Here is a 19595-nt window from a genome sequence, read left to right as displayed (position 1 = left end):
GGGCCCGGTTTACTTTTTTCTTTCGCAGCATTCTATGGCATTGCAATTTGATTTGGTCGTGGTCGGCAGCGGCCCCGGCGGGTACGTAGCCGCCATTCGGGCGTCGCAACTGGGTTTGAAAGTGGGCGTTATCGAGCGCGAGTCGCTGGGTGGCATTTGCCTCAACTGGGGCTGCATCCCCACCAAAGCCCTGCTCAAGTCGGCGCAGGTGTTTGAGTACCTCAACCACGCCGCCGACTATGGCCTGAAGGCCGAAGGCATCGGCTACGACTTCGGTGCGGTGATTTCGCGCAGCCGGGGCGTGGCCGACGGCATGAGCAAGGGCATCAACTTCCTGTTCAAAAAAAATAAAATCGAAGCCGTGATGGGCACCGGCAAGGTGGTGGCCCCCGGCAAAGTGGAGGTAACCAAGGCCGACGGCAGCAAGGAAACGGTGGAAGCCAAATCCATCATTCTGGCCACCGGCGCCCGCTCGCGCGAGCTGCCCACGATGCCGGTTGACAACAAAAAAATCATCGGCTACCGCAAGGCCATGAGCATGGAGCAGCTGCCCAAGCGCCTCGTGGTGGTAGGTTCCGGTGCCATCGGTGTCGAGTTTGCCTACTTCTACCGCACCATGGGTTCGGAGGTGACGGTGGTGGAGTTCCTGCCCCGCATCGTGCCCGTGGAGGACGAGGAAGTGTCGCGCCAGATGGAGAAGTCGTTCCGCAAAATCGGCGTGAACGTGCTCACCAGCGCCGAAGTAACTAAAGTGGACACCAGCGGCGAAGGCTGCAAAGTGACTATCAAAACCGCCAAAGGCGAGCAGCAGATTGACTGCGACGTGGTGCTGAGCGCCGTGGGCGTGACCACCAACCTCGAAAACATCGGCATCGAAGAGCTGGGCATCAAGGTAGAGCGTGGCCGTGTGCTGGTCGATGATTTCTACCAGACCAACGTGCCCGGCATCTACGCCATCGGCGACATTGTGCCCGGCCCCGCGCTGGCCCACGTCGCCTCGGCCGAAGGCATCATCTGCGTTGAGAAAATCGCCGGCCACCACCCCGAGCCGCTCAACTACCAGAATATCCCTGGCTGCACCTACGCCTCGCCCGAAATTGCCAGTGTGGGCTACACCGAAGCCGAAGCCAAAGCCAAAGGCTACGACGTGCTGGTGGGCAAATTCCCCTTCTCAGCCTCGGGCAAAGCCAGCGCCGCCGGTGCCAAAGACGGCTTCGTGAAAGTCATTTTCGACAAGAAATACGGCGAGTGGCTCGGCGCCCACATGATTGGCATGAACGTGACCGAAATGATTGCCGAGGTAGTGGTGGCCCGCAAGTTGGAAACCACCGGCATGGAAATCATCAAGGCCGTGCACCCACACCCAACGATGTCGGAAGCCATTATGGAAGCTGCCGCGGCGGCATATGGCGAGGTGATTCACCTGTAAGGGTCTGTTCTAATCCATTAAAAAAAAGCCTCTTGCAAATAGCAAGAGGCTTTTTTGTGTGTCATGAGCTACGAATAATTACTCAATCTCCGATTTCTGCTTTTGAAACATGGCCTGGCCGCGCAGCAGCACGCGCAGGCTTTTGCGCTTGAGCGAAATATTCGGGGTGGTGCTGTCGTCATCTTCGAGGCGGTTTTTGTAGGCCGTCAGGATGTCGCGGTAGGAGATTACGCCGCTGACCAAAGCCTTGCTGCCGGGGCCCAGCACGGGCAGCACGTCCACATTCTCGCGGGCCATGCGCTCTACGGCGGTGCGGAGGCTGTCGGTGGCCAGCAGGGTAGAGGAGCGGGGCTGGAGCAGGGCGCTGATGGGCGCGTTTTCGTCGGCGTGCCAGCCGGCCAGGGCCACCGTGCTCACGATGCCCGCGAACGCCCCGTCGGGGTTCACCACTACTAAGTGCGGGCCGGTATGTTCGGCTTCGCGCTCGGTCCACTCGCGCACTTCGCCGATGGTATTGTCGGTACTGATGGCCAGCATGCCGTTTTGCAGCACGCGGCCCACGTTCACTTTGTCGAGCAGGTCGGGTTCGTAGTCGACTGGCGTTTTCACCCCGCGCCGGGCAATTTTCTCGGTCATAATGGTATTGCCCATCAGCAGAAACGACACCAGGTAGGCCGCCGTGCAGGCGCCCAGCAGTGGCAGCAGCGCCTGGGCCTGGCCCGTCGATTCCACCGCAAACACGATGGACGTGAGCAGCGCCCGCGACGCCCCCGCAAACATGGCCGCCATGCCCACCAGCGCCGCCAGCGGCAGCACAATATCTGAAGCCGGAAAGAAGTATTTAATAGCCACGCCCAGCAGCGCGCCCGTGGCCCCGCCGATGGTGAGCAGCGGCGCCAGCGTGCCGCCCGACGTGCCGCTGCCCAGCGAAATGGCCCACGAGGCAAACTTCAACAAACACAGCGTCAGCAGCAAACTCAGCGAGGCGTTGCCCGACAGCACCTCGGTGATATTTTCATAACCCACGCCCAGCGTGCGCGGCGCGAAGTAGCCAATGCCACCCACGGCCAGCCCGCCCAGTGCCGGCCACCACGCCCAGTGAATGGGCAGTTCTTCGAACAAGTCCTCAATGAAATACACGATTTTGGTGATGGCCACCGAGGCCAGTCCCACCAGCAGCCCGATAGCGCTGTAGGTTGCCAGCGCACCGTTGCTAGGGGCCAGCAGCGCGGGCATGGGAAACGCCGGACCTTGCTCAAACAGCAAGTGATGCCCCGCCGCTCCCGTGATGCAGGCCAGCGCCACCGGCAGCAGTGAGCGCGGCGAAAACTCAAACAGCAGCAGCTCGATAGCCAGAAAAACCGCCGCGATAGGCGTACCGAAAATGGCCGACATGCCCGCCGTAGCGCCCGCCGCCAGCAGCACCTTGCGCTCGTGGTGGGTGATTTTGATGAGCTGGCCCAGTGTGGAGCCCAGTGCCCCGCCGGTGGCAATAATCGGCCCCTCGGCCCCAAACGGCCCGCCCGTACCAATCGAAATAGCCGCCGACAACGGCTTCAGATACATGATGGAGGGCTTGATGCGGCTCTGGTTGGTCAGAATCTGCTCCATGGCCTCGGGGATGCCGTGGCCGCGAATGGCTTTCGAGCCATAGATGGCCATCAGGCTGACCAGCAGGCCGCCCAGTGCCGGCATGAGGATAACCCACAGGCCAAGGTGGTTATCGGCCGGGCTGTGGTATTCCAGTGAGGCACTGCCGTGGAAAACCAGATTGGTCACCAAATTGATGAGGTAGACCAGCAGGCGGGCCACGAAGCTGATGACCACGGCCACCAGCACCGCCAAGGCCGAAATACGTACCAGGCGCTGCTTGTCGGGGGCCACGCGGGGCCGCACGCCGTCATCGGCCAGGGTAGAATCGAGGGAGGGAGCAATGGGAATGCCGGCCTGGGCCAGCGGCGAGTGTTTCATAGGGAATGGGAAAGTGTGAAGCGTCGGCCAATGAATTGGCGGTGCATATTAGTAGCAACCTCATGAAAGCGGGATGAGTGCCCCGTTACTTGGGTAGCCGTCGGAATAACGGGTTGCACCTTTGTCCGGTTGTAAGTAGTTGGTCTTGCGCATTTGGCTGGTTTTATTGAATGAGCCATTGTTATGAGGCGAACTCATCTATGGACTTTGACCGAACTTTGCAGGTGAATTTTCTGCCTCGATTATCGTTTCAGCAGTTCCCCGCCTTCCTTAATACCCGCTACCTATCCCCTAAATGCGCGTCCTTCACACCGCCGACTGGCACCTTGGCCAGCACTTCCTCACCGGCCAGGAGCGCACCACCGAGCAGCAGGCTTTCCTCGACTGGCTGCTGCTGACGGTGCAGGCCCAGCAGATAGAGGTGCTGGTAGTGGCCGGCGATATTTTCGATACCCAAACGCCGTCCTACACGGCGCAGGAGCTGTATTATACGTTTTTGGTGAAGATGCAAGCCACCGGCTGCCGCGACATTGTGGTGGTGGGCGGCAACCACGACTCGCCCACCATGCTCAACGCCTCGCGGCAGCTGCTGCGGCAGCTGCGCATCCACGTAGTGGGCGGCGTGCCTACCGACCCCACCGAGCAAATTCTCAATCTCAACGGAGCCGATGGCCGCCCGGGGCTGGTGGTGTGTGCCGTGCCCTTCCTGCGCGACCGCGACATCCGCCTGGCCGTGGCCGGCGAAACCCCCGACGACCGCCAACTCCGCATCCGCCAGAGCATTGCCGGCCACTACGCCGCCCTGGCCGACCACGAATCCGTGCGGCGCCAGCGCGAGCAGGACGTGCCCGTGCTGGCCACCGGCCACCTCTACGCGGCCGGCGGCGAAGCTCGCGAAGGGGCCGAGCGCGACGTGCACATCGGCGGGCTGGGTTTGATTGGGGCCGAGCATTTCCCCGCCGCGTTCGACTACGTGGCCCTGGGCCACCTGCACCGCCCGCAGGTGGTGGGCGGGCGGGCGCACATCCGCTACTCGGGCTCGCCGGTGCCGCTGTCCTTCACCGAAGCCGATGACAAGCAACAAGTGCTGCTACTGGAATTCAATGGGGCCGGCGCGCCCACCATTACCAGTTTGCCCGTGCCGGTCACGCGGCGCTTGCAGCGCTTTCACGGCACGCTGGAGGAGGTGGAGGCCGACATTCTGGCCTTCGATAATTCCGCGTTTCAATTCGTGGCTTGGGCCGATGTGCTGGTGCGCTCCGACGAAACGCCCGCCGAAGTGCAGCGCCGCGTGCAGGCCGTGTTGCAGCTGCAAAAAGCCCAGGTGCTGGCTCCGCGTGGCGTGCGCCACCAGCGCGCCACCGAAGCCGCTGACCTGGCCGAAAGCACGATGCCGCTGGCCCTGCTGCACGAATTGACCGTGGACGAAGTGTTCAGCCGCCGCGTAGCCAGCCTGCCGCCCGAGCGGGCGGCCGCCCTCTCCGCCACCTTCGGCGAGCTGCGCCAGCTGCTGGCCGAAGCCGACCCGTTGGCCTGGGGCGGAACGGACGGATAAAACTGGTTACAGTGGATTTTCGGCGGTAGTTTTGACTTCCATATTCGTTCTACTCATGAAAAAATTAATACTGCCTATCGCTGCCCTCGCTTTTTTGCTGGGCACGGCCACCGAAGCCTGCGCTCAGGCCTACCTCATAAACGGTATTGTGGGCGGCATTCGGCTGGCTAGCCGGGCTGCCAATAAAAAAGGAGCCCCTGCCACACCGGCTGCCGCCACAGGCACTTACCGGGGCCAAACGTTCCCGATGCAGCGCACGCCGGCCGAGCTGCTGCCCAAGAAAGGTGCCGAGCAGGTGACGGCCATGGAAACCCAGCTCGACCGCTTCCACACCGCCCTGCTTGCTGATTCGACCAGTGCGCTATGCACGCCCGAGCAGCGCACTGCCATCCAGACGGCCATGGTGAACCTGGCCCGGGCCCAATCGAGCTGGGACCTCCAGCCATACCAGAAAGAAGCCACTTTCTATCTGGCCGAAGATGCCCGTCGCCAGAAGGCTGCCACCTCCAAATAACCTGCCTTTCGGCTTGGCCTGGTTCTTCGCCCGCCGCCGCCAGCCTGATGCTGGTAGCGGCGGGCGTAATTTTATCCTATGAAAATTATCAGCGTCCGCTTCGCTAACCTGAACTCGCTGCCCGGGCCGTTTCTGATTCGCTTCGATGAAACGCCGCTGGCCGACACGGGGCTTTTTGCCATCACCGGCCCCACCGGCGCGGGCAAAAGCACGCTGCTGGATGCCATTGCGGTGGGACTCTACGGCCGCGTGCCGCGCCACGACCGCCAGGTGGGCGAGATGGTGAGCCGCCACGCCAAAGACGCTTTTTCGGAAGTAGAATTCGAGGTGCACGAAACCAACCCCGACACCGGCGTGGTGGACCGCGTGCGCTACCGCTCGCGCTGGGAAGTGAAGCGCAAAGTGCGCGGCGAAGACAAAGGCGCGCTGAATGCCGATGCCATGACGCTGGTAATGAGCCCATCCAACGTGGCCGTTATCAGCGGCAAGGAGGCAGTACCGAAGCGGGTGGGGGAGTTGTCGGGGCTCGATTTCGGGCAGTTTGAGCAGTCGGTGCTGCTGAGCCAGGGCAAGTTTGCGCGCTTCCTGCACGCGCCCGAGAAGGAGCGGAGCGCCCTGCTGGAAAAGATGACTAACGTGGGCATCTACTCGCGGCTGAGCGTGGCCGCGTTTGAGAAGGCCAAGGAAGAGGAGCTGAAAACCAGGCTGCTGCGTGCCAAGCTAGATGCCACCCGGCTGCTGTCGGACGACGAGCGGGCGGAGCTGGAGGCCCAGCTCGACGTGCTGCACCAGCAAGCGGAATGGCACCACTTGGAGCAGCAGGACCTAACTGTTTTCTTGGTATGGCGCACTGAATTGGACCAGTTAAATAAGCAGTTGAGCGACACGGCCCGCGAAGTGGAGCGCCTGCGCCGCGATGACGAAACCCTGCAACCCGATATTGCCCGGCTAGATGGCCACGCACGCGCCGCTGCCGTTGATAAGCCACTGGAACTGGCCGCGGCCGCTGAAAAGGAAGTCAATAGCGACGAAACGCAGCTACGCGAACTAGCCGAAGCCCTGCCCCGCCTGCGCTTGGCCGCCGATGCTGCCGCCACTGCCCACACCGCCGCCACCACCGCCCACGCCACCGCCCTGGCCGACGAAAACCGCCTGCGCCCCCTGCTCAGCAAAGCGCAGCAGCAGGATGCCGAGATTGCCGCCGCCCGGCAGCAGCTCAACTTAAAGCACGCGGCCCACGAGCAAAGCCAGAAGGCTTATGCCCAGGCCGAAGCCGACCTAAACCGCGAGACACAGCAGATTGAAGCCCTGCAAACCCGCAACGCGGCCCTGGACCGCTGGCTCATCGAGCACAGCGCCGAGATTAAACTTGATAAGCAACTCGACCAGATAAGTCGTGAAATCATCGACCTGCAAAACGCGCAAAAGGAAATAGCCACCCGCGAGGCCAGCCGCGCCGAACTGCGCAAAGCCCAGGACCAAACCACCACCGACCTGCGCCGTCAGCACGGCCTCGAAACCGACGCCCTAGCCCGCCAGCGAGCCATCAAGGACGAAGGCCAGCCCTGCCGCACCGAGCGCGACGCTCTTCTGGCCGGCACGTCGGCCGCCGCCCTCGTCCAGCGCGCCGACGACCTCACCGCCCACCGGCAGGCCCTGCAACAGCTGCTGCCCAAAGCCGAAGCAGCCCACGAGCACCAGACCCGCGCCGCTGCCCTGGCCGCTGAAATCGACCAACAGGCCCCGGCTCTGGTCACGGCCGAAGCGGCTGCAAATCACCTCGAAACCCGCCGCGCCGACGGCCAGAAGCTGCTCGACAGCTACCGCCGCGAACTGCGCGTCCAGCAAGCCCTGGCCGACCTCAACACCCACCGCCAGCACCTAGAGGCCGGCCAGCCCTGCCCGCTGTGTGGCGCGCTGGAACATGCCTTCGGCCCCGATTTTACGGCCGAAGCCGATGCACAGGAACTGCGCGTGACCCAGCAGGAGCGGGCTCTGGCCGCGCTCGATGAGGAATTTCGGCAAGCCACTACCGCCCTCACCCGTCACCAGACCGAGCAGCGCCAGCGCCAGCAGCTCCGTAGGGAAGCAGCTGATGCTGCCGAAACGGCCCGTCAGCAAGCCGCCGACCTCGCAGCGGCACTGGTGCCCGCGCCCGCCGAACCGGCCAACCCCGCCGCCGTTCGTGCGCTGCTGGAAGCGGCGGCCGGTGAGCAAGCTGCGGCCGTCGCCGCCCGTCGCCGCCTGGCCGAGCTTGATGAAAAGCTGGGCGCGCTGCGCGAAAAATACCTGCAGGCCGGTGAGGCCATCACCGCCGCGCAACGCGAGATTCCACGCCTGCTGGACCGGCAGACAACCATCGAAGCCGACCTGGCTCGCCTCGCCGATGAGCTGGTGCATTGGCAGGAACAGGCCGAGATTTTCCAAAGCTCGCTTCGGGATTTCCTCCAGCCGCATAAGCTGGAACTGCCCGCCCGGCCGCCCTACGACGGCCTGCTGGCCACGCTGCGGGAGCGAGCCGACCATTACGAAACCCAGGTGACCACGCTCAGTGAGCTGGGAAAACAGCTGCTGGAAAAAACCAGCCAGCGCAATGCCCATCAGCAGGCCTTGACGCAGCAGGAAGCCCAACTTGCCGCTGCCGTCGCTATTTTGGCGGCCGACGAGGAAGCGCTACGCCAGCAGCAGCAGGCTCGCCAGGCAGCTTACGCTGGCCCCAATCCCGCCGCCGAAGCCGAGCAGTCTCGTCAAGCTACCCTGCGCCTGGCCAATGCCCAGCAGCTCAGCCAAAGCCAACTAGCCGACCAGCAGAAAGCCCTCGAAATCCAGCAAAACCGCCGCGACGACCTGCAAACCCAGCTTGCCGCGCACAGTGCGGCCTATGCCCAGCGGCAGGCTGAGCTAACCAGGGCCTTGGAAACCGCAGGCCTCGCCAGCGCCGCCGAGGCCCGCGCCCTGCTGCTACCCGCCGCCGAAGCCCAGCGCCTCCAGCAGCTTCGCCAGGAACACCTTACTAACCAAACCGCCGCCGCCCGCCGCCTCACCGACCTCACCGCCGAGCTCAGCCACCACGCCGAGGCCGGCCTAACGCCGCACTCGGCCCCCGAGCTAACGGCCCAGCTCAATACCCTCTCAGCCGCCGATGACATTCTGCAGCAGAAGCTGGGGGCCGTGGGCAATCAGCTGAAATTGGACGACGATGCCCGCACCCAGCAGGCGGCTGGCTTGCAGGAACTGCTGCTGCGCCAGCTGGAAGAGCAGCGCTGGCAGGACCTGAGCGACCAAATTGGCTCGGCGCGGGGCGACAAGTTCAGCCAGTTTGCGCAAGGCCTCACGCTCACCCACCTCGCCCGACTGGCCAATCTGCGCCTGCGCCAGCTCACCGGCCGCTACACCATCCTCAAAACCCCGCACCGCAACCTGGAGCTGCAAATCATCGACCACGACCAGGCCGATACCGTGCGCCCCATGGCTTCGCTCTCGGGTGGCGAAAGCTTCCTGGTAAGCCTGGCACTGGCTTTGGGCCTGAGTGAGCTGGCTGGCCACAAGGCCCGTATCGAGTCGTTATTCATTGATGAAGGCTTCGGCACGCTCGACCCCGAGGCGCTGAACACCGCTCTAGATGCGCTGGAGCGTCTGCAACACTCAGGCAAAATGATTGGCATCATCTCCCACGTTTCCGACCTCAAAGACCGCATTGGCACCCAGATTCGGGTACGGCCGGGCGCGGGCGGCAACAGTTCAGTGCACTTGGTAGACGTGCGCGGCGAAGAAACCGACTGCGCGGTGTAGCTGTAGCGTGGAATCTGCGAGTCCGCGTTACATCCCGGCCGCCTTCACCTCCGGCCAGGTCCAGTATTTCTTCGGCTCAATCCCAGCGTAGCCGGCCCGAAAAAACGCCAACACTTGCCGTTCAATATCCTCCGGCGCAATGGACGACGGATAAATCGGCCGGCCGTCGGGGTCGGCGTAGCGCTCGGCTTTGGTTAGCTTCTTGCCGGTCAGGCGCAGGAGCGGGCCGGTGTCGGTGATGCCGTCGGCGGTCCAGGTGCGGCCGCTGTTTTCCAGCGCGTTGAGGCGGGCTGTGAGTGGGGCCAGCGCCAGGCGCGGCAGGGTAGGGCGGCTGGCCAGGTCAATCCACGTCGTGTATTTGTATTCTAGCTCGTATCGGTTGCCTTCGTACTGGCTCAGCACGATATCATAGCCTGCCGTGGGGCCGAAAAGGGCGTAGTATGGCAGTGGCGCGGGTGTATGCACCACCGCCAGGCCGATTTCTGGGTAGTGCCGCCGCGTGGTTTGGGGGCTTTGGATGATGGCCGCCGCCCGTTGCACCAGGTCGTATTCGGGCTGCCAGGCGGCGCGGCCGTTCTCCGGGTTTTGGAGCAATTCGGCAAAGCGTGGCAGAAACCAGTCGAACTTTTCGGCCGAGGCCTCGTCCTCGCGCCGCCGCCGGATGGGCGCGCCGAAGGGTTCGTAGAACCGGGCTTTTTCCTCGGCATTCAGCCAACACACCAGCTTCAGCGCGTCATTGGCCAGCGGGTGGGTCAGGTCGATTTCCCGGAAATCGCCCAGCACGGCCACCAGACGCAGCAGTGCTTCGTGCTCCAAAGCCAGTGCCGGATTCAGTAAACTCCACACGCCGATAAAGCCGTCAATATCAAAATGATTGGCCGTGACGGCCGCTGCGTCCAGGCCCGGCGTGGTGGTCTGGTGCAGCGCCCGCAGCGCCGAGCCTGCGCTCGTATCGTCGCGCAGGGCCGTGGGCGTGGCCGCCCCGCGCCAGTGCGCCAGCGTGAGCACGGCCCCCAGGCCCACGCTATCCACCACAATAGTAGGCTGCTGCCGAAGCTGCGCGAAAGGCACGAAATAGCGGTTCATCCGGCAAAGCTCCGTTAAAAATACCAGGCGGCGCAAGCCTGCTCAGCGTCGGCCGCGCCGGTTGCTGATGCGCTCCACGCGCTGCCTCCGAATCCAGCGCAGGTAGGTTTGCAATTCATCGGCTTCCCGCAGGGCTTCCACGGAAGCATACTGCCTGGCCAGGGCGCGGTTGCTCAGGAAGCGGTGCACGCTGCTGTGACAGGGCTGGCAGAGGTCGACGGTGGGGCCATATTTGCCGCCTTCTTCGCGGGGTACCAGGTGGTGGCGGGAGGTGGCCTGCACCTCCCGTTCGCAAAGGCCGCAGCGGGGGCCGGCAAGGGTCGGCGAAGGATTATCGGACGGCCATGAAACAGACCGCGAGCGTTGCCTGGGCATTACGCAAATAGTAGTCGGACAGGAACAATTTGACTGAAACCTTAACAGACTTCGCTTGCTGCAAGTTGCGGATTTGTTATCAACGTACTATCTTGGCCAGTAATGTGCGGATTTCTCGCATTTTATCTCTCTTTCTGGCTAACTGCATTTCACCCTTTTTCTCTCCTTTTTAACCGTGATGATAACTGTACCTGCTTTTTTAAAGCCCAAACAGTGGCCCCTGGCCGGCTGGCTGACCGGGGCACTGATGATGATATTGCTACTGGGCTCGGCCCCCGAAGCCCACGCGCAAACCTGGATGGTGAGCACCACCGCCCAAATCAAGCTGGGCATCCTGGATAAATATGGCCAGCTCGGCCCTTACACGGCTATCTTCATCGTGCACAGCGAGAAAACCGGCAAAGACTACCTACTGGTGAAAGAGCTGGCCAAAGGCCAGACCGGCGTCGACGTGCTTTTTCCCACCGACCCCTCCGACCCCGAATACTTCAAGGCCGAAACCGGCGAAGCGGCCAGCGCCATCCCCGGCCGCTACACTTGGGAGTGCCGCGTGAAAGGTGTGAAAGCCGTGGGCGGGCGCTTTACGCTGCCCGAAGTAGCCAACGACGTGACAATTATCAACAAGTAGCGAAGCCGATTGCGGCCGCAAAAACCAAAAAGCCCGGCCACGCGCCGGGCTTTTTGCGTTATATATGGTTCAAAGCCCTTGACTTCTCGCTTAACCACCCTTCGCCATGCCTCGCAAGTCTTTCCCCGAACTCATCAACAGCCCTGGAATGCCGGTGCTGGTTGACTTTTACGCCACCTGGTGCGGCCCCTGTAAAACCATGGCCCCTATTCTGGAGCAGGTGGCGGCCCAGCACGGCGGCAAGGTGCGCGTCGTCAAAATCGACGTGGACCGTAACCAGGCCGTGGCCCAGCAATACCGCGTGCAGAGCATTCCCACGCTGATTCTGTTCCATCAGGGGCAGCCGGTGTGGCGGCAGGCGGGCGTAGTGCCGGCCGCCCAGATTGCGCAGGTTTTGCAGTCCTACGTGGGCAAATAACCCGCCCCGGCACGGGCGCTAAACTATCCGGTGCAGGCCGGCGTTGGGGAGGACGCTACCTTTGCGTCTTCCTCGACTGCTACCGTATGATTTTTAGTGCTGCCCGGCGTTACTACTTGTTGTTGTTTATGTTGGGGCTGGGATGGCCGCAGACCGGCCGGGCCCAGACGGTGGCGCGGTTCACCATCAGCGGCACGGTGCGCGGCGGGCGCGGCGAAACCCTGCCCGGGGCCAGCGTGGCCGTGCCCGCCCTCAATACCGGCACGGCGGCCGACTCGCTCGGGCACTATTCGCTGAGCCTGCCCGCGGGGCATCACCAGCTGGTCATCGCCTTCATCGGCTATCAGCAAATCACCCGCGAGGTGAACCTGAAAAAAAACGAGCGCCTGAGCCTCAACATGGAAGAAAGTGGCAATGAGTTGGGCGAAGTGGTGGTGGAAGGCTCCGTGACGCTGGAGCAAAAGCTCAAAACCACCCAAATGGGCGTCGAGCACCTCAGCATTAAGGAAGCCAAGCTGCTGCCGGCCCTTTTTGGCGAGGTCGATATCCTGAAAACGTTGCAGCTAAAGCCCGGCGTGCAGAGTGGGGGCGAGGGCACCAGCGGCCTGTTTGTGCGCGGCGGCTCGGCCGACCAGAACCTGGTGCTGCTGGATAACACGGTGGTGTATAATCCTAACCACTTGTTCGGGTTGTTCTCGGTGTTCAACTCCGATGCCGTGCAGAGCGTGGACCTGTACAAGTCGGGCTTCCCGGCGCAGTTTGGCGGGCGGCTGTCGTCGGTGGTCGATGTGAAATTGCGCGAGGGTGACCGCCAGCACTACGTGGCCACCGGCGGCGTGGGCCTTATTTCGTCGCGCCTCACCTACGAAGGGCCGATAAACAAGGGCAAGGGCTCATTCATCGTGAGCGGCCGGCGCACGTATTTTGACATTTTCACCCGGGCGCTCAACAAGGCCAACGAGGGCAAGGAGGACTACAGCCCCATTCCCGACTACTATTTCTACGATTTCAACGCCAAGGCCAACTACACGCTCGGCGAGAAGGACCAGGTGTTTCTGACCGGCTACCTGGGCCGCGATATTTTCGGTTTCAGCAGTCCGAACGGGTTCAAGTTCAGCTTCCAGTGGGGCAATACCATTGGCTCGCTGCGCTGGAACCACACGTTTTCGCCCAAGCTATTCGTGAATACCACCGTGTCGGTGTCGGACTATAAATACACGCTGACCAACCAGCTGGCCAACGTGTTCAATTTCAACCTGGGCTCGCAAATCACGGACTACACCGGGCGCACCGATTTTGAATACACGCCCAACGACCGCCACCAAATCAAGTTAGGGGCCATGCTCACGCAGCACCGCTTCGGCGTGGGCCGCCTCAGCGCCAGCACCGGCGACGGCCGCCTCGACATCGGTTCCGATGTGCATTACTACGGCCTCGACGGCGGTGTGTACGCCTCCGACAACTACAAGGCCACCGACAAGCTCCAACTAGAAGGCGGCCTGCGCCTGACCGGTTTCCGTAGCGGCACCGACCAGTACGGCGGCCTGGAGCCCCGCGCCGCCGCCCGCTACGCTCTGAACGATAAGACCTCGTTCAAGCTCAACTACGCCATGATGTACCAGTACGTGCATTTGGTCACGAACTCGGGCGCGTCGCTGCCCACCGATATCTGGTACCCCTCGCGGCTGTCGGTGAAGCCGCAGCAGTCGCAGCAGGTGAGCGGCGGGGCCAGCTTCCTGCTGGGCGGCGGGAAATATTTGCTCACCAATGAGCTGTACTACAAATGGGGCCGCAATCAGGTCGATTTTCGCGACGGCGCGCAGCTGTTTGTGAATCCCGATTTGGACCAGGAGTTCATTTTCGGCAAGAGTTGGGCTTATGGTAACGAGCTTTACTTAGAGAAGAAAACCGGCAAAACCACCGGCTGGATTGGCTACACGCTGGCCTGGAGCTGGCGCAATTTCCAGCCCCAGAACGGCACCAACGGCGTGAACGGCGGCCGCGATTTCCATCCCAACTACGACCGCCGCCACAACCTGACCGTGGTGGTGCTGCACCAACTCAATACCCGCATCAATCTCACGGCCAGCTTCATTTACACCTCGGGCAACCTCACCACGCTGCCGCTGGGCCGGTTTGGGGTGCAGGATATTCCGGGTTCCAGCGTGGGCATCGACCCGCGCCCGGTGCCCGTGTACCCCGACCGCAATTCCTACCGCCTCATCCCGTACCACCGCCTCGACCTCGGCGTGGTGTACAAAATCGGGGTCCGGCGCGACCAGGACCTCACCCTGAGCATCTACAACGCCTACAACCGCCGCAACGCCTACTTCGTGTTCTTCGATACCGTGCGCGACAAGGCCACCGGCCGCACCACCGGCTTCCAGGCCAAGCAGGTGTCGCTGTTCCCGGTCATCCCGTCGCTGACGTACAATTTCCGCTTCTAAACCATGGGTTTTATGTCGATTTCAATCAACAGAAGCACGTTTGGGGCGCTGGCGATAATTGGGCTGGCGCTGGCCGGCTGCGGCAAGCTGCAAAACGACATCAACGTGCCGCTGCCGGCCTTCTCCTCCGATTTGGTGGTGGAATGCTATCTGCAGCCGGGCAAGGTGCCGGAGCTGGCCGTCACCACATCGGTGCCGTACATCAGCGCCGTGCTGCCGCAGGTGCCCACCGATGTCACCGTCACGCTCACCATGCCCAACGGCACGCTGGTGCCGCTGGCCTTCAACCCCAATTACCGGGCGTTGATTGATACCACTTCGGGCGTGAAATTCCACTCCCACATCGGCCGCGACCCGCTGGTGGCCAAGGCCGGCGACGTGTTCAAGCTCGACGTGGTAGACACCAAAGGCCGCCACGCCACCGCCACCACCACCATGCTGGCCCCCGTGCCCATCGATTCGGTGAGCTACCAGTTCAACGACAAAACCGGCTCCGAGCGCAAGGCGCTTTTCCTCACCAGCTTCCGTGACCCGGCCCCGCTCGATGACTGCTACCGCCTGCAGCTGCACAAGGGCAACCCAGCCAAGGGCGCGCTCCTCAAAAGCCCGGAACAGGATATGTCGGTAGAGGACCGGCTGCTCAACGGCCAGGAATTTGTGCTGGGCACCAGCTACCGCTTCTATCCCGGCGATACCGTCACGGCCACGCTCTACCATACTGAGCGGGCCATGTTCCGCTTCCGGCAGTCGGTGCGCGATGCGCGGCAGGCCAACGGCAACCCTTTCGCCCAGCCCTCCGCCATCTACGGCAACGTGCAGGGCGGCATCGGTATTTTTGGGGTGCTGAGCGGTACCACGGCCCAGAAGATTATCTCGAAGTAAGGAGCCAGGAAAAAATAGAAACTGTCCCAGGCAACCATTCAGACCGGGGCATCATCTACTGTTCATTCCTAACCCAATTTCCTTTCTTCTCATGCACAAGCTCCGTTACCCCGTTCTCGCCCTGGCCCTGCTTACCCTGAGCCTCGGCAGCTGCAAAAAAGACTCGGCCACCACGCCGCAGCCCACCGCCACCGCCTCTACCCAGCAGCTGACCACCGGCAGTTGGCGCCTCGACCAAATCAAACAAGCCGGTCAGGTCACCGGCACTGGCTCGGGCATCAAGGACCAGTACTCGCTCACCTTCCGCACCGACGGCACCTACACCCAGAAGCTATTGGCCGACGGCACCACCTACCCCGGCACCTGGATGCTGATGACCAACAACACCGTGCTGCACCTCACCGACAACAAGGGCACCAGCAACGAATATGCCGTGGCCGCCCTCACGGCCACTGAGCTGCGCTACACCTTCACGAATAAAACCGGCGCGGTTGAAGAGCGCACGTTCTCGGCCCAGCCGTAAGTGTAAGCTGCTTCATAAGTGATATCTCAAACAACGAGGCCCGGATATACCATCCGGGCCTCGTTGTTTTTTGCCTGGCACTGCACAAGCTAAAGCATGTGCTACAAGCCTGCCACCACCGCCTTTATCAGCGCCGTGAGCCGGGGCTCGGCTGCGGCGGCGGCGGCGAAGATATCGGCCAGCACTACGGGCTTGAGGTGGCCGGGTGCGCAGAGGTCGGTGATGACCGACACCGCCAGCACCGGCAGGCCCAGGTGGCGGGCGGCAATTACTTCCGGCACCGTGCTCATGCCCACGGCATCGGCCCCGATGGTGCGCAGGTAGCGGTATTCGGCCGGGGTTTCGAGCATGGGGCCGGGCACGCTGGCGTACACGCCGCGCCGGGTGGTGCCGGCCTGGCCCAGCGCCTGGGCAGCGGCTTCGGCCCGGCGGAGCAGGTCGGCGTCGTAGGGCGCGAACATATCCGGGAAGCGCGGGCCCATTTCGTCCAGGTTGGCCCCGATTAGCGGGTTGGTGGGCTGCAGGTTGATGTGGTCGTCAATCAACATCAAATCCGCAATGTTGAAATCGGGGTTCAGGCCGCCAGCGGCGTTACTCACCAGCAGGCGGGCAATGCCGAGCAGCTTGAGCACGCGCACAGGCATGGCCACCTGCTGCATGGTGTAGCCCTCGTAGTAGTGGAAACGGCCTTGCAGCACCGCCACTTTCTTACCGCCCATGCGGCCCAGCAGTAGCCGGCCGGCGTGGCTTTCTACGGTGCTAAGGGGGAAGTGCGGAATGTCGGCGTAGTTGATTTCGTATTCGACATCGACCTCCTTGGCCAGCGCGCCCAGCCCGGTGCCGAGGATGATGCCCGTTTCGGGCTGGAAGGCCTGGGAGTTGGCGTTGATGTAGGTGGCGGCTTCGCGGAGGTGTTGCATGCGATGGGGTAAGGGAAGTATCGGGTAATTACGAAAAGCAAAATTCGTTCATGAGCAGCGAAGCTATATTACTTTCGACTTGGTGCTCGTTTACCACGTTAGACCTAACCACTTCCTTTCTTTCCAATGAAACAAATCTTTCCAATGAAACAAATAAACTACAGCTTACTGCTGCTTGCGTTGCTGGCCGGCTCTTGCAAAAAAGACACTACGGCCGCCAAGCCCGTGGCCCGCTTCAGCGCCCCGGCTTCAATCGGCGCGAACGTCTCGTTGCAGGTCACCAACCAGTCGACCGATGCGACGGATTTTTTGTGGACCTGGGGCGACGGCACGACTTCCACAGGCGCGACCCCATCGCACGCGTTCGATACCTACAGCAAAAAAGTCCGGATTCGCCTGGCCGCATCCTCGGCCGAAGGCACCGATACTACCAGCCAGGTAGTGGAGATAACCGCTGGCGGGGCTCCGGCCAGTGTGATGTCATCGGCGGTGGGCAACTACCGGGGCCGGCTCTACCGGATGAACTATTCCGGCAACAACTTTACCACCGTGGTTAGGGACACAACCATGCCCCTGACGGTGGTGAGCCCGAGCCGACTGCACCTGTTCAACGGTGATTTTGACTATCAGCTGGGTAGCTATACTTCTCCCCGGGCTTGGATGGGCCACGCGCCCGAACGAAAAAACGCCTCGTTTTTCTCTCTTCGAAACGCGCTACAGCTGGAAACCTCGGGCGACAGCATCTACTGCTACGTGTACTCGGGCGGCGTGGTGCAGGCGGGCACCATCTGGAAATTCTACGGCAAAAAGCAGCCGTAGAGCAGGGCTGAAGCCTGAAATAAAAAAGGCTTGCCCCAACGGGCAAGCCTTTTTTGATGGATGGTCGCTAGCGGCTGGCCGTGCTACTGGATATCCAGCGTGTACGGCAGGCGGGCCTGTACGCCGCGCATCTGCATGAGCTGCTGGTACTGGGCGTAGGCGGGGTACAGCGGCCCCAGCTCGGCCTTGATGGCGCGGGTTTTGGCGGCATCATCGTCGTCGGTGAACGTGGAGATGAAGTCCTCCAGCGCCGATTTCTGGCGGGGCAGGCGCTGCACGCGGTAGTCGTCGGGCTGGAGGTGGGCGCGGGCGGCGGCAATTTTCAGCGCGTCCTGGTAGTCGCCGAGCACGTCCACGAGGCCGTTGTTTTTGGCTTCGATACCGCTCCAGACGCGGCCCGAGGCCAGGCGACGCAGGCGCTCCACGGGCATGTGACGGCCTTTGGCGGCTTTGCTGGTGAAGTCGGCGTAGATGCGATTTACTTCTTCCTGCAAGGTGCGTTTTTCAAATTCCGTGAGCGGGCGGGTGATGGTGGGCAGGTCCGAAAACTTGCCCGTCGTCACGCGGTCCACGGTGATACCGAGCTTGTCGGCCAGCATGGGCTGGATGTTGGGCAGCACGCCAAACACGCCAATGGAGCCCGTGATGGTGTTCGGATGGGCCACGATGGTATCACAGGCCATGGCAATGTAGTAGCCGCCGGAAGCCGCCACGTCGCTCATGCTGGCGATAATCGGCTTTACTTTCTTGGTTAGCAGCACCTCGCGGTAGATGATGTCGGAGGCCAGCGAGGAGCCGCCCGGCGAGTTGATGCGCAGCACCACGGCCTTCACCCGGTCGTCGAGCCGGGCCTTGCGGATGGCTTCGGCGAACTTGGTGCTGCCGATGTTGTCGTCGGAGCCCTTGCCGGTCACGATGTCGCCCTCGGCGTAAATCACGGCGATGCGGCGGCCGCTGGTTTTGCCTTCGCGCTCGTCCACGCCGTTGTCGTGGTCGGTGTAGTCGGACAGGCTTACCAGGCTGGGTTTTTTGTTTTTGGCCAGGTCCAGCTTGCGGCGCATGTAGTCCTGCACCTCATCGAAGTAGCCGAGTTTGGTGACGAGGTGCAGGCGCAGGGCATCGGGGGCGTTGTGCACCAGCATCGAGTCCGAAATTACCTTGAGGCGAGCCGGGTTGATGCCCCGGGTTTTGGCCACCTCGCCAATCATGTAGCCGTTGATGGAGTTCAGGAACGACACCGTCTGGTAGCGGGCCGAATCAGAGAAATTCTCCCGAAAAAACGGCTCCACGGCACTTTTGAAGGAGCCCACCCGGAAAATGTAGGGCTGAATGCCGGCCTTATCGAAAAGGCGCTTATAAAACAGCACCTCCGAGCTCAGGCCGTTGAATTCGAGCGTGCCCTGGGGGTTGAGGTAGATTTCATTGGCCATCGAAGAGAGGTAGAAGCTCTTTTCGGACGCGATTTCGTGGTAGGCCACCACGAATTTGCCGCTCTTTTTGAAGTCGAGCAACGCGTTGCGCACTTCCTCCAGCGAGGCCATGCCGCCCTGCACGATGCCCAAATTCAGCAGAATGCCCTTGATGTCGTCGTCGCCCTTGGCCCGGTGAATGGCCTCTTTCAACTCGACCAGCCCCGTACTGCCGCCCCCGCCAAAGCCGCCGAAGCGCCCTTCGCGCCCGCGCTCATTGAGCGGCTCGTTGAGCTTGAGCTCCAGCACCGAGTTGGCCACGGTTTCCTTGGGGCCGTTGGCGCTGCTCACCGTGGCCCCGATGAAGATGGCCAGCAGGAAAAATCCGAGGAAGGCGAAGGTCACAAGCCCCACGATGGTGGCGAGGACGTATTTAAGAAACTGACGCATGGTTGCAGACTAGGTGAGAGCAAGCAAAAGTAGGCGGCGCGGGCCGTTTGGCTTTCCCCCGGGGTTTCGCACCGCTCCCCCGCGCTTTCCCACCGGTGGGAAGACACGGGGGAACGATGCGAAGGCCCGGGGGAACGATGCGAAAACGCGGGGGAGCGATGAAAAGTCCCGGGGGAGCCGTGCGGAACCGCCGGGGGCCGGTGCGCCGCCGCCGGGGAGGGGTGCGCAGGGGCAAGGGCGCGGTGCAATGGGCCGGGGGAGCGTTTCGAACGGTCTTGCCGCCGTTACGAACAGTCTTGCCGACCTCGGCAAAGGTGTTCGTAACGGCGGCAAGACCGTTCGAAAGGTCGGGAAAGGTGTTCGTAACGGCGGCGAAG

At 62.3% G+C, this 19595-nt stretch carries 15 protein-coding genes; 10 read left to right on the top strand and 5 right to left on the bottom strand.

All coding sequences use genetic code 11. From position 1 onward, the window contains the following. Positions 1-34 precede the first annotated feature (34 nt). Entirely contained in the window at positions 35-1429 is a 1395-nt protein-coding gene (gene lpdA / locus AAFH49_RS13125; RefSeq protein WP_342298773.1) for a dihydrolipoyl dehydrogenase, read from the top strand. A gap of 78 nt (positions 1430-1507) precedes the next feature. On the opposite strand, the gene AAFH49_RS13120 is transcribed toward lpdA, so the two are convergent. Further along, entirely contained in the window at positions 1508-3400 is a 1893-nt protein-coding gene (locus tag AAFH49_RS13120) for a chloride channel protein (protein WP_342298771.1), read from the bottom strand. Between the two features lie 295 nt (positions 3401-3695). Here AAFH49_RS13120 and AAFH49_RS13115 point away from each other — a divergent pair, with 295 nt between their 5' ends. The 3 genes from AAFH49_RS13115 to AAFH49_RS13105 all read left to right on the top strand — a co-directional run bounded on the left by AAFH49_RS13115 (position 3696) and on the right by AAFH49_RS13105 (position 9261). Beyond that, positions 3696-4955, top strand: a complete 1260-nt coding sequence (locus tag AAFH49_RS13115; RefSeq protein ID WP_342298770.1) for an exonuclease SbcCD subunit D C-terminal domain-containing protein — start codon at positions 3696-3698, stop codon at positions 4953-4955. A gap of 55 nt (positions 4956-5010) precedes the next feature. Further along, positions 5011-5469 carry a hypothetical protein gene (locus tag AAFH49_RS13110; RefSeq protein ID WP_342298768.1) on the top strand — a complete coding sequence of 153 codons (459 nt, stop codon included), beginning with the start codon at positions 5011-5013 and terminating at the stop codon, positions 5467-5469. Positions 5470-5547: 78 nt separating this feature from the next. Further along, the gene (locus AAFH49_RS13105) at positions 5548-9261 is read left to right on the top strand and encodes an AAA family ATPase (protein ID WP_342298766.1); all 3714 of its coding nucleotides are present in this window, start codon (positions 5548-5550) and stop codon (positions 9259-9261) included. Between the two features lie 27 nt (positions 9262-9288). On the opposite strand, the gene AAFH49_RS13100 is transcribed toward AAFH49_RS13105, so the two are convergent. Further along, the gene (locus AAFH49_RS13100; protein WP_342298764.1) at positions 9289-10347 is read right to left on the bottom strand and encodes a DUF6687 family protein; all 1059 of its coding nucleotides are present in this window, start codon (positions 10345-10347) and stop codon (positions 9289-9291) included. A gap of 42 nt (positions 10348-10389) precedes the next feature. Continuing rightward, positions 10390-10629 carry an HNH endonuclease gene (locus AAFH49_RS13095; RefSeq protein WP_342298762.1) on the bottom strand — a complete coding sequence of 80 codons (240 nt, stop codon included), beginning with the start codon at positions 10627-10629 and terminating at the stop codon, positions 10390-10392. Positions 10630-10900: 271 nt separating this feature from the next. Here AAFH49_RS13095 and AAFH49_RS13090 point away from each other — a divergent pair, with 271 nt between their 5' ends. The 5 genes from AAFH49_RS13090 to AAFH49_RS13070 all read left to right on the top strand — a co-directional run bounded on the left by AAFH49_RS13090 (position 10901) and on the right by AAFH49_RS13070 (position 15620). After that, complete coding sequence (locus AAFH49_RS13090; protein WP_342298760.1) at positions 10901-11350, top strand: hypothetical protein; 450 nt, start codon at positions 10901-10903, stop codon at positions 11348-11350. A 106-nt stretch (positions 11351-11456) separates the two neighbouring features. Beyond that, positions 11457-11768 carry a thioredoxin gene (gene trxA / locus AAFH49_RS13085; RefSeq protein WP_342298758.1) on the top strand — a complete coding sequence of 104 codons (312 nt, stop codon included), beginning with the start codon at positions 11457-11459 and terminating at the stop codon, positions 11766-11768. An 86-nt stretch (positions 11769-11854) separates the two neighbouring features. Then, the gene (locus AAFH49_RS13080; RefSeq protein ID WP_342298757.1) at positions 11855-14215 is read left to right on the top strand and encodes a TonB-dependent receptor; all 2361 of its coding nucleotides are present in this window, start codon (positions 11855-11857) and stop codon (positions 14213-14215) included. Positions 14216-14227: 12 nt separating this feature from the next. Then, positions 14228-15097, top strand: a complete 870-nt coding sequence (locus AAFH49_RS13075) for a DUF4249 domain-containing protein (RefSeq protein ID WP_342298754.1) — start codon at positions 14228-14230, stop codon at positions 15095-15097. A gap of 91 nt (positions 15098-15188) precedes the next feature. After that, positions 15189-15620 carry a lipocalin family protein gene (locus AAFH49_RS13070; RefSeq protein WP_342298752.1) on the top strand — a complete coding sequence of 144 codons (432 nt, stop codon included), beginning with the start codon at positions 15189-15191 and terminating at the stop codon, positions 15618-15620. Between the two features lie 101 nt (positions 15621-15721). Here AAFH49_RS13070 and AAFH49_RS13065 read toward each other — a convergent pair whose 3' ends face one another. After that, positions 15722-16540, bottom strand: a complete 819-nt coding sequence (locus tag AAFH49_RS13065; RefSeq protein WP_342298751.1) for a purine-nucleoside phosphorylase — start codon at positions 16538-16540, stop codon at positions 15722-15724. Positions 16541-16684: 144 nt separating this feature from the next. Here AAFH49_RS13065 and AAFH49_RS13060 point away from each other — a divergent pair, with 144 nt between their 5' ends. Further along, a complete protein-coding gene (locus AAFH49_RS13060; protein WP_342298750.1) occupies positions 16685-17359 on the top strand; it encodes a PKD domain-containing protein in 675 nt (224 codons plus the stop codon). Between the two features lie 83 nt (positions 17360-17442). Here the strand turns inward: AAFH49_RS13060 and sppA are convergent, their stop codons facing one another. Then, the gene (gene sppA / locus AAFH49_RS13055; RefSeq protein ID WP_342298748.1) at positions 17443-19218 is read right to left on the bottom strand and encodes a signal peptide peptidase SppA; all 1776 of its coding nucleotides are present in this window, start codon (positions 19216-19218) and stop codon (positions 17443-17445) included. Positions 19219-19595: the final 377 nt, after the last annotated feature.

This window comes from Hymenobacter segetis, assembly GCF_038448715.1.
In the GTDB taxonomy this organism is placed as follows: domain Bacteria; phylum Bacteroidota; class Bacteroidia; order Cytophagales; family Hymenobacteraceae; genus Hymenobacter; species Hymenobacter segetis.
Note: the sequence above shows the minus strand (reverse complement) of the source record. Positions and strands in the feature narration are given on the sequence as shown.